The sequence below is a fragment of the Pseudomonas sp. MF6747 genome, from assembly GCF_963890955.1.
GTDB lineage: Bacteria > Pseudomonadota > Gammaproteobacteria > Pseudomonadales > Pseudomonadaceae > Aquipseudomonas.
This window is the reverse complement of record NZ_CAWPSZ010000022.1, coordinates 30352-40775: the sequence shown is the minus strand read 5'-3', so window position 1 is coordinate 40775 and position 10424 is coordinate 30352. Positions and strand designations below refer to the sequence as shown.

The 10424-nt window shown below is 61.6% G+C and carries 9 protein-coding genes and 1 pseudogene; 4 read left to right on the top strand and 6 right to left on the bottom strand.

All coding sequences use genetic code 11. The features are described 5' to 3' along the window. Positions 1-710: 710 nt before the first annotated feature. Positions 711-2420 carry an amidase gene (locus tag AACW30_RS18875; protein WP_106578994.1) on the bottom strand — a complete coding sequence of 570 codons (1710 nt, stop codon included), beginning with the start codon at positions 2418-2420 and terminating at the stop codon, positions 711-713. A 55-nt stretch (positions 2421-2475) separates the two neighbouring features. Further along, positions 2476-3264 (bottom strand): helix-turn-helix domain-containing protein, encoded by a 789-nt coding sequence (locus AACW30_RS18870; RefSeq protein ID WP_200625623.1) that lies wholly within the window; start codon positions 3262-3264, stop codon positions 2476-2478. An 83-nt stretch (positions 3265-3347) separates the two neighbouring features. On the opposite strand from AACW30_RS18870, the gene AACW30_RS18865 reads away from it, so the two are divergent. Further along, positions 3348-3677, top strand: coding sequence for a DUF2834 domain-containing protein (locus AACW30_RS18865; protein WP_200625622.1), 330 nt, complete (start codon positions 3348-3350; stop codon positions 3675-3677). A 284-nt stretch (positions 3678-3961) separates the two neighbouring features. On the opposite strand, the gene AACW30_RS18860 is transcribed toward AACW30_RS18865, so the two are convergent. Both AACW30_RS18860 and AACW30_RS18855 read right to left on the bottom strand, forming a co-directional pair. Continuing rightward, positions 3962-5128, bottom strand: coding sequence for a GGDEF domain-containing protein (locus AACW30_RS18860; RefSeq protein WP_200625621.1), 1167 nt, complete (start codon positions 5126-5128; stop codon positions 3962-3964). A gap of 111 nt (positions 5129-5239) precedes the next feature. After that, the gene (locus tag AACW30_RS18855) at positions 5240-6451 is read right to left on the bottom strand and encodes an MFS transporter (protein WP_119740027.1); all 1212 of its coding nucleotides are present in this window, start codon (positions 6449-6451) and stop codon (positions 5240-5242) included. 97 nt (positions 6452-6548) lie between these two features. Between AACW30_RS18855 and AACW30_RS18850 the strand changes: the two genes are divergently transcribed. Next, the gene (locus AACW30_RS18850; protein ID WP_106578999.1) at positions 6549-7370 is read left to right on the top strand and encodes an AraC family transcriptional regulator; all 822 of its coding nucleotides are present in this window, start codon (positions 6549-6551) and stop codon (positions 7368-7370) included. A 127-nt stretch (positions 7371-7497) separates the two neighbouring features. Beyond that, a pseudogene (locus tag AACW30_RS18845) lies at positions 7498-7619 on the top strand (AraC family transcriptional regulator); the annotation flags it as partial. Here AACW30_RS18845 and AACW30_RS18840 read toward each other — a convergent pair. Next, positions 7594-8100 carry a GAF domain-containing protein gene (locus AACW30_RS18840; protein WP_106579000.1) on the bottom strand — a complete coding sequence of 169 codons (507 nt, stop codon included), beginning with the start codon at positions 8098-8100 and terminating at the stop codon, positions 7594-7596. The pseudogene AACW30_RS18845 and the gene AACW30_RS18840 overlap by 26 nt on opposite strands. A gap of 52 nt (positions 8101-8152) precedes the next feature. Continuing rightward, on the bottom strand, positions 8153-9655 hold the full coding sequence (gene proP / locus AACW30_RS18835) for a glycine betaine/L-proline transporter ProP (RefSeq protein WP_179608315.1): 1503 nt from the start codon (positions 9653-9655) through the stop codon (positions 8153-8155). 153 nt (positions 9656-9808) lie between these two features. Here proP and AACW30_RS18830 point away from each other — a divergent pair, with 153 nt between their 5' ends. Continuing rightward, positions 9809-10339: a GNAT family N-acetyltransferase gene (locus AACW30_RS18830; RefSeq protein WP_200625620.1), complete on the top strand. Its 531-nt coding sequence runs from the start codon at positions 9809-9811 to the stop codon at positions 10337-10339. The last annotated feature ends 85 nt before the right edge of the window (positions 10340-10424 follow it).

Below are 10424 nucleotides of genomic sequence, written 5' to 3'. Positions count from 1 at the left end.
TGCTGACCGGCCCGGCCTGAAATGCAGTCAACACTGTGGGAGCGGGCTTGCTCGCGAAGGCGGTCTGTCAGTGAAAAACAGGTTGGCTGACCCACCGCTATCGCAGGCAAGCCAGCTCCCACATTTGGAGCGGGCTTAGCCAGCTGCTGATCGGCGTGGCCTGAAATGCATTCAAAACTGTGGGAGCGGGCTTGCCCGCGAAGGCGGTCTTTCAGTGAAAAACAGGTTGGCTGATCCACCGCTATCGCAGGCAAGCCAGCTCCCACATTTGAAGTGTATTTAGCCAGCTGCTGATCGGCGCGGCCTGAAATGCAGTCAACACTGTGGGAGCGGGCTTGCTCGCGAAGGCGGTCTGTCAGTGAAAAACAGGTTGGCTGATCCACCCCTATCGCAGGCAAGCCAGCTCCCACATTTGGAGCGTGTTTAGTTAGCTGCTGATCGGCGTGGCCTGAAATGTAGTCAACACTGGGGAGCGGGCTTGCTCGCGAAGGCGGTCTATCAGTGAAAAATAGGCTGGCTGATCCACCGCTATCGCAGGCAAGCCAGCTCCCACATTTGGAGCGGGCTTAGCCAGCTGCTGATCGGCGTGGCCTGAAATGCATTCAAAACTGTGGGAGCGGGCTTGCCCGCGAAGGCGGTCTGTCAGTGCAAAATAGGCTGACTGATCGACCGCTATCGCAGGCAAGCCCGCTCCCACAATTGAACCGTGTTTAGCCTGCTGCCAGTGGTGGTGTACGCGGCGGGATCAGGCGTTTGCTGCCGGTGGCTTCATACGCGGAAGCAAAACGCAGCAGCGCCGAATCGTCATAGGCACGTCCGGCGAAGGTCAACCCTACGGGCATGCCGATGTCCGCCATCACGCCCATCGGCACGGTGACGGTCGGCACGCCCAGGTGGCGGATCGCGAGGTTGCCGTTAGCCACCCAGACGCCGTTGCTCCAGGCGATATCCGCCGAGGCTTCGTTCACGTCGGCATCGGCCGGGCCGACATCGGCCACGGTCGGGAACAACACCGCGTCCAGCCCCCGTGCGTCCATCCAGTCTTCCAGGTCGATGCGTCGGGTCTGTTCCAGCCCGCGCAGGCCATCCGGCACGGTGCTGATTTCGTTCCACGGTGTGATGCCGCGCTCGGCCATGCGCACGTATTCGTCCATGCCGGCGGCCAGGTCGTCTTCACGGTTGGGCAGGGTGCCAGGGTCGTGCGGGAAGATTTTCGGCCCGTCGACATCCGCCAGGCGGTTCAGCGCCGGGTCGTCGTTGGCGCGCAGGAAATCATCGAACGCCCAGGCCGACAGCTCCCACAATTCGTCGTGCAAAAATTCCTTGGAGACCAAGCCACGGGTAAACACCGTCGGCGCGCCAGGACGGTCGCCTTCGCAGTTGGAGACCAGTGGGAAGTCGACTTCAATCACTTCGGCGCCGGCCGCTTCCAACGCCTGGCGCGCGGCGTGCCACAGGTCGATCACGCTGGCACGGGTGTGGATCTTTTGCCCGGTTGGCCCGCCGATTCCGGGTTTCTCGCTGGTGCCGGCCTCGGGGTCGGCATTGATGTACATGCGTGGCACGCCGAAACGCTTGCCGGCCAGGGATTCGCTGCCCACAGCCAGCTCAGCGTAAGAGGCCGGGCGCACCGACGCCACGCTCGGAATCGGCACCCACGGTTGCAGGCGCCAGAGGTCGCCGCGCGTGTCGGTGTCTTCGGCGACCACGACGTCGAGTACTTCGAGCAGGTCGGCCATGGTTCGTGCGTACGGCACTACCACGTCCATGGTTGGCGTCAGCGGCCAATTGCCGCGTACGGAAATGATCCCGCGCGATGGCGTGTAGGCACACAGGCCATTGTTGGACGCCGGGCCGCGGCCGCTCGACCAGGTTTCCTCGGCCAAACCGAAGGCGGCGAAGCTGGCAGCCGTTGCGGTGCCCGCGCCGTTGGACGAGCCGGAGGCAAACGGTGCCGTCAGGTAGTCAGCGTTGTACGGGCTTTCTGCACGGCCATAAACGCCGCGCTGCATCCCGCCATTGGCCATCGGCGGCATGTTGGTCTTGCCCAGGCAGATAGCGCCGCCGGCGCGCAGGCGCTCGATGGTGAAGGCGTCGCGCTGCGCCACCAGCGAGGCGAAGGCCGGACTGCCGGAGGCCGCCGTCAGGCCTTTGACCAGGTAGCTGTCCTTGGCGGTATAGGGAATGCCGTCCAATGGCCCCAAGGTTTCGCCCTTGGCCCGGCGCGCATCGGCGGCCTTGGCTTCTTCAAGTGCTTGCGGGTTGCGCACCACCACGGCGTTCAATTTGGTCGCGGTCTGCGGGCCGTCATAGGCCTCGATCCGCGCCAGGTAAGCCTGGACCAGTTCAACGGCAGTGGTCTGGCCGCTTTCAAGCGCCGCGCGCAATTGGGCAATGGAGACTTCGGTAACTTGCATCACGTTTTTTTCGCCGCCTTCAAGTGGGAGGTATGGCGGCAGTCTACGTACAGATATTTCACAAAACCAGCGCCGCATACTCCGCGTAAGCGGCGCGCATCACTTGCCACGTGGGCGCGTCAGCTGGAATCAGATGTTCGATGCGCAGTGACGTGAGGGTGATGTCCTGGGGCATGCCGAAGGTGGTGAAGGTCGACAGGAAATTCAGCTCACCGCGATCTGAGCGGATGCGGGTGAACACCAGCGGCGGCATTTCATTGGGCAACTGCGTGCTGCTCGGCACCGGCAAACGGGCCAGTAACCCGGCCAGTGCAGGATTACCCAGCGCTTCGCGGGTTGCGCGTTGCCAGGCGACGGTGCGGATTTCTTCGGCGTTGATCAGGTGATCGCCCAGGCCGCCGGTTTGTAACAGCGTGGTCAGCAGGTTCAGCCCTTGGGCGGCATTCGGCTCAATCCCGACCAGCTCAAACAACAGGCCGGTGCTGGCGTTGGCGGCGAGCACTTGCCACTCGCTGTCCAGCAGAATCGCCGGGGCGGGATTGTTGGCGTGCAGCACATGGCTGACGGCGTCACGGACGGCGGCCATGGCCGGGGCGGCGAGCGGAGTGGCGGTGTAACGCGGCGCGTATCCGGCGGCGAGGAACACCTGGTTGCAGTACTCCAGCGGGGCCAGCAGCGCCGTCAGCAGAGTATGCAAAGTGCCCGGGCCTGGCTTGGCCCGGCCGGTTTCGATGCAACTGAGATGGCGCTGGGAAACGCCCGTGATCAAGGCCAGGTCCAGCTGGCTGAGCTTGGCGTGTCGACGCAATTGGCGCAGGTGCTGGCCGGCAGTAGAAGGGGTGTCCATGGCCTGATCATGACCTCCGAGGTCATTGCGAGAGGCGCAACCTTATCACTATGTTGAGCCTCGATCATTTCAAGGAAGGCACCATGCGCAGACCTTATTTAGCCCTGGCCGGTTTGCTCGGGTTTTCGTTGTACACCTTGGCTACGATGCTCACGGCCGAGCAGTCACTGTTGGAATTTGGGCGGGAATTGATGTCGCGGCCGGACACCGCGCAGGTAGTGATTGACCTGTACCTGATGGCGGTACTTGCGTGCGTGTGGATGTATCGGGATGCGCGCGGGCGAGGGCGGTCGATGGCGTCGCTGGTGCCGTATTTTTTGCTGACGGCGGTGTTTGTGTCGGTGGGACCGTTGCTTTACATCGTCGTGAATGGGTTCTGCCGCCAAGCGCCGAGCACCCGCGCGCCCTCCTGAGAGTCGCCAACCTTGGGCAATAAGCAAGCCCGCACTGGCAGCCTGGCTAGCGGTGGTGAACGGGCTGGCAGTGGTAAGCGGGCTAGCGGTGGTGAGCGGGCTGCCAGTGGCGAGCGGGCTTGCCCCGCGTTGGGTTGCGCAGCAACCCCAAAGAACTGCCGACGCGGTGTCCCTGAAACAACTTGGCGTCCTTTATGGGGCTGCTGCGCAGCCCAATGCGGGGCAAGCCCGCTCGCCACAACAAGCCCGCTCGCCACAACAAGCCCGCTCGCCACAGGAAGCCATTAACCGTACGAACCGGCTCCCGTTCGGTCCACCAGCCGAATGCTGTCACGCCCGCCGCGTTTGCTTTCGTAGAGTGTGGTGTCGCCTTGTTCGATCAGCGCCGTCAGGCTCGGCGGTGGCTGGTCGAACAGGTTGGCGCCGATGCTCAGGGTTACCGGTACCGGGGTGGTGAAGGTGTGTGCGGCCAACTGCTGGAACTGCTCACGCAAGCGGCTGCCCAGTTCGACGATCTGGGCGGTCGAGGCCTTGGTCAACAGGATCACAAACTCATCTCCGCCCAAGCGGGCCGCCAGCGCGCCTTCGGGCACCACCGTGCGGATCATCTCGCTCAGGGCAATCAGCAAACGGTCGCCAGCGATATGCCCGTAGAGGTCGTTGACCAGTTTGAAGTTGTCGATATCGATCAACAACAAAGCTCCCGGCTGTTGCGGCGATACCTGGGCCAACAGCTGCGGCGCACGCACATCCAGGGCGCGGCGGTTGTACAGCGCCGTCAGCGGGTCACGGGCCGCCAGCCGGGCGATCTGCTGTTCACGCCGGTAGCGCTCGGAGCCGGTCATCGACAACGCGATCAACATGATCGCCATTGCGCCCTCCACCAAGGAAACCTGGATGATTTCGCCCTTGAACGCGGCAAGATCGATCAGCGTGCCGGGGATGATTACCGACAGCGCCTTGGCCATATAAAAGGCGCCGTGAAGCAGCAATACATAGCGCAGTTGCACCGCGCCGATGCTCAGGGATCTGCCGTGGGGGCGCAGCAGGAAACTGGCGCGCAAGGTCGGCAACGCGACCAGCAATGAGTTGACCATCAGCATGGCCTTGGACCACGCCAGGTCGCTGGGCAACAGCAGCACGCCGAGCCAGGCGACCAGCATCAGCAGCCACGCACGCGACAAGCGCACCTGGGTAAAACGTGCCACGCCGAGCAAAAACAGCCAGTGCGCGGCCACCAGCAAGCCGTTGGCAAACCAGATACCGATCATCAACAGGCCGTTGCTGCGCAGCAGGGCCAGGGTGGAGCCGACGCTGATGATCGCGAAACCTGCCGCCCAGAACAGCAGCGAAGGCTCGCGCACACTGCGCCATTCCACCGCCAGATAGAGGGCAGCAGCGGCAGCCAGCGCGATGGTCAATATCAGAATCGTAGGAGGGTCGAGCGTCATGTCGTGCCGGGTCTGCCTGGGTGTGCGCTTGAAAATCGGGATTGTAAGCGCACACGCAGGTTTTTCAGAGCATTCCGCGTGATAGCACACGGCCAGCCGATGATCGGCCGGTCAGACGCCTTTGGTCGAGGGCAGCAAGATCGTCAGGATGCCCGCCAGTGGCAGGAACGAACAGATTTTGTAGACGTACTCGATGCCGTGGTTGTCGGCGAGCAAGCCGAGCAGCGCGGCACCAATCCCGCTGAAGCCAAACATCAGGCCGAAGAAGATCCCGGCGATCATCCCGACATTGCCCGGCACCAGTTCCTGGGCGAAGACCACGATGGCCGAGAAGGCCGAGGCGATGATGAAGCCGATCACCACGCTGAGCACGGCGGTCCAGAACAGGTCGACGTAGGGCAGGGCCAGGGTGAAGGGCGCGGCGCCGAGAATCGAGAACCAGATGACTTTCTTGCGGCCGATCTTGTCGCCAATCGGGCCACCGGCAAAGGTGCCGACAGCCACCGCGCCGAGGAACAGGAACAGGTACATCTGCGAGCTGGCCACCGACAGGTGGAATTTCTCGATCAGGTAAAAGGTGAAGTAGCTGGTCAGGCTGGTCATGTAGAAGTACTTGGAGAACACCAGCAACGCCAGTACCACCAGGGCAAATGTCACGCGGCCTTTGGACAAACCGTGGGTGGCCTTGCCGCCTTGCTTGAGTTTGAACAGGTTGAGGTGGTGGCGGTACCAGCGGCTCAAGCCATACAGCACCATGATCGCGAACACGGCGAAGAGCCCGAACCAGGCGATATGGGTTTGGCCGTAGGGAATGATGATCGCCGCCGCCAGCAACGGGCCGAACGCGCTGCCGGTGTTGCCGCCGACCTGGAAGGTCGATTGTGCCAGGCCATAGCGCCCGCCCGAGGCCAGGCGTGCCACGCGTGAGGTTTCCGGGTGGAAGGTCGACGACCCGACCCCGACCAGCGCCGCCGCCAGCAGGATCAACGGGAAGGTGCCGACAAACGCCAGCAGCAGGATGCCGATCAGCGTGCACACCATGCCCGCCGGCAGCAGCCAGGGCTTGGGATAGCGGTCGGTGTGGTAGCCGATCCAGGGTTGCAGCAAGGACGCGGTCAACTGGAAGGTGAGGGTGATCAGGCCGACCTGGGTAAAGCTCAGCCCGTAGTTGGCCTTGAGCATCGGGTAGATCGACGGCAGCACGGCCTGGATCAGGTCGTTGATCATGTGCGCCAGGGCGCAGGCGCCCAGGACACGCATGACCAAGGGGCTTATTTGCGGCGTAGCGGTTGCAGTGGCGGGTGGCGCGGTCAGGCTCGACATGCAGGCATTCCATACAAGGCAGCGAACAGGGGCAGTGCGTACTTTAGCGCGCTGCCCGTTTCTAAATGTTGCGGCGTTTATGCTAGATTCGCTGAAAATGCCTGTCTCGCGTAATTCGGGCGCCAACCATCGCAAAAAGGGCGAAATCATCAAACCACTGGATGTATTTCTGCGGGAGATCGACGAGGGCGACTGGGCTGTCATCAGTTCCGCGACCGATTACCCCGAAAACTGGGTGATCCCCGACCACAGTCACGAAAAGCATCAACTGTTGTACGCCGTCGAAGGCGTGATGGTGGTGTATTCGGCGTTGAACCAATGGACGGTGCCGCCCAATCGCGGGTTCTGGATGCCCAGCGGGCAGGTGCATTCGCTGCGTTGCGTGGGCACGTTGAAGATGCGCAGCGTGTTTGTGCGCCCGGACCGTTTCCCCAATCTGCCGAGCGAGCCCAAGACCGTCAGTGTGTCGCCGTTGCTGAGTGAGCTGATCAAAGCCTCGGTGAGTTTGAAGCCGCCGTATGCCGAGGACTCGCGCGAGGCGAGAATCATGCACTTGATCCTCGACGAACTCGCGATCCTGCCGGCCTTGCCGTTGTCACTGCCCCAGCCGGCCGACCTGCGCATCAACCGTATCTGCCAGGCGCTGCAGCAGGAGCCGGGTGATGCCTCGACAGTCGCCGATTGGAGTGATCGCCTGGACCTGGACCAGAAAACCATCCAGCGCCTGTTCCGCAAGGAAACCGGCCTGACCTTCGGCCAATGGCGCCAGCAGGCGCGGTTGCTGCTGGCGCTGGAACGCATCGCGGTGGGGGAGAAGATCATCGATGTGGCCATCGAACTGGGCTATGAGAGCCCGAGCGCGTTTACCAGCATGTTCAAGAAACAGTTTGGCAAAACCCCGAGTCAGTTTTTCAGGTAGCGCGGCGGCTCACGTAGGTCGCTGTAGCACGCCGCGAGGTCAGGTAAGCCGACAGGCTGGCGATACCCAGGGTGGCACCCGAATCGATTGCCGATTGGAAAGCCAAATCCACCAGCCTACTTGCGCTGTGGGCTATGAAAGCCCTTTACAGTTCGTGGGTACAGCCGATTGTTTGGCGTGCCGCCAAAGCGCGATATTGCTGCACTGCGGGGCAGGGCGGCGGTTACTGATCAGGCGTTGTCAGGTTAGCGAAGAAGATACAGCCAATCAGCCGCGCAAACAGGCTAAGGGTTTCCGGCAGGTTGGGGTCGTCAAACAGCATCGCCCGCGAGTCCAGTGCACACAGCGCGCCGAACAAGCGGCCATCGGGCAGAAAGATCGGCGCGCCGGCGTAACTTTCGATGGCGTACTGCTTGACCACCGGGCGGGTGGCAAAGCGGCCATTCTGGCTGATCTGCGGAATGAACAGTGCCTGCGGGTCGACGCAGAACTCACTGCACAGGGTGGTTTCCAGGTCGAGTACGTCGTCGACATGAATCCCCATGTGCAGCGGGTCATGGACCGAGCACACCACCCATTCAAGGTCGGTGAATTTGGCAATGCCGGCAAAGCGCATGCCGGTCAGGCGGGTTACCAGTTGCAGAATGCTGGTGGTGGCTTCGATTTCGGCGATGGCGGCGCGTTCGTCCGCGCTGAGTAAAGAGTGGGCTGCGGTGACGCTTGGAACCATGTTTGGGCACTCCAAAGGCGTGGCGGCGGGGGCCGCCACGCACGGTCAGGTATCAGTTGATTCGCGGATGCTGCTGCACCAGGTTCTGGCGCTTGGCTTCCAGAGCGGCAATTTCGGCGTCGATGTCTTCGATCTTCTGCTCGATATTGTCATGGTGCTCTTGCAGTATTTCCTTGGCTTCTTCCATATCGGACGCTGCTGGCGCCGCGCCGCGCAACGGCTTGTTCGCGGTTTCCTTCATGGTCAGGCCGGTAATCAAGCCGACCACCGCAAACACCATCAGGTAGTAGGCGGGCATGTACAGGTCGTTGGTGCTTTCCACCAGCCACGCCACCGCAGTGGGGGTAAGGCCGGCGATCAGTACCGAGACGTTGAACGCGCTGGCCAGCGCACTATAGCGAATGTGGGTAGGGAACATAGCTGGCAGCGTGGAGGCCATCACGCCGATAAAGAAGTTCAGCACCACGGCCAGAATCAGCAGACCGGCGAAAATCAGGCCGATTTTGCCGCTGGTTATCAACATAAACGCCGGGATAGACAGGAACAGCAGCCCGACGCTGCCGGCGATGATGAAGGGTTTACGGCCAATCTTGTCGCTGACAAAACCGATGAACGGCTGCACGAACAGCATGCCGACCATGATCGCGATGATGATCAGCACGCCGCTGTTTTCTTTGTAATGCAGGTTATGCGACAGGTAGCTCGGCATATAGGTGAGCAACATGTAGTACGTCACGTTGGTGGCCGCAACGATACCGATGCAGGTCAGCAGGCTGCGCCAGTGCTGGGTAGCCACCTCTTTGAACGACACCTTGGGGCCGTGGGTCAGGCCTTGGCGGTCGCCTTGTTCAAGCTTGTCCATGTGCTGTTGGAAGGCCGGGGTTTCTTCCAGCGCGTGACGCAGGTACAAGCCGATAATGCCCAAAGGCAGGGCGAGGAAGAACGGCAGGCGCCAGCCCCACGCTTCGAAATCGGCTTCACCGAGGATCGTCGAAATCAGCACCACCACACCAGCGCCGAGCACGAAACCGGCAATCGAGCCAAAATCCAGCCAGCTGCCGAGGAACCCGCGTTTACGGTCCGGGGCGTACTCGGCGACGAAGATCGAGGCGCCGGTGTACTCACCGCCTACCGAGAACCCTTGGGCCATTTTGCACAGCAACAGCAGGATCGGTGCCCAGATGCCAATCGAGGCATACCCGGGAATCAGGCCGATGGCAAAGGTGCTCAAGGACATGATGACGATGGTTGCGGCGAGGACTTTCTGCCGTCCGTATTTGTCACCCAGCGCACCGAAGAACAGGCCACCCAGCGGGCGAATCAGGAAGGGCACCGAGAAGGTGGCCAAGGCGGCAATCATTTGCACGCTCGGCGAGGCGTCCGGGAAGAACACCTTGCCCAGCACATAGGCGACGAAACCGTAGACACCAAAGTCGAACCACTCCATGGCGTTACCCAGGGCGGCGGCGGTAATCGCCTTGCGCACCTTGGTATCGTCGACGATGGTGATGTCTTTCAATCCGATGGGTTTGACGCTTTTCTTACGTAATTTCATGCGGGCCACTCTAAAACAGAACAGGGGAGGTGCCATCGTTGCGATGGCACCGCTCTGTCAGTTCAGATACAAGCGGACATGAAATAATTCACCGCTATTTACCTTTTTTTGCAGATGAATTGAACTTCACGACCTGACCAGGGAATTATCAGAATGCCTGCCACCGCCTCCCGCCTGATCTATCGCAAGCCCGAGACCAGCGATGTGCACCGATTGTTCGCGATCTTCGGCGACCCGCAGACAAACCTGTTTAACCCGAGTGGTCCAATGGCCAGCCTCGACGACGCGCAACGCTTGCTCAGCCACTGGCTCGAACAATGGGCCAGCCAGGGCTATGGCTGGTGGGCCATTGCCCGCCGCGAGGCGCCCGATCACCTCATCGGCTTTGGCGGCGTGGCGCCGCTCAATTACCTGACCGAGCGGCGCATCAACCTGGGCTATCGCTTTGCGGTCGATGCCTGGGGGCAAGGCCATGCCACCGAGCTTGGCCGCGATGCGCTGACGATGGCGTTTCAAACGCTGGGTTTGCCTCAGGTATTCGGGTTGGTGCGGCCGGATCATGCCGCGTCGATCCGTGTGCTGGAAAAGCTCGGTATGCAGCCCTTCGGCCTGCTTGATGATGTGCCCGGCAAAGCACCCAGCCGGGTATTCAGGATTTGTCATCCTACAACTGCACGTAGTTAAGTACTTTCAGATCTGCGTAATCCCTCGTTAAAAGGCAATCTTCGAGATTGACACCGGGTAGGCGGCCCGATATAAAAGTCACAGT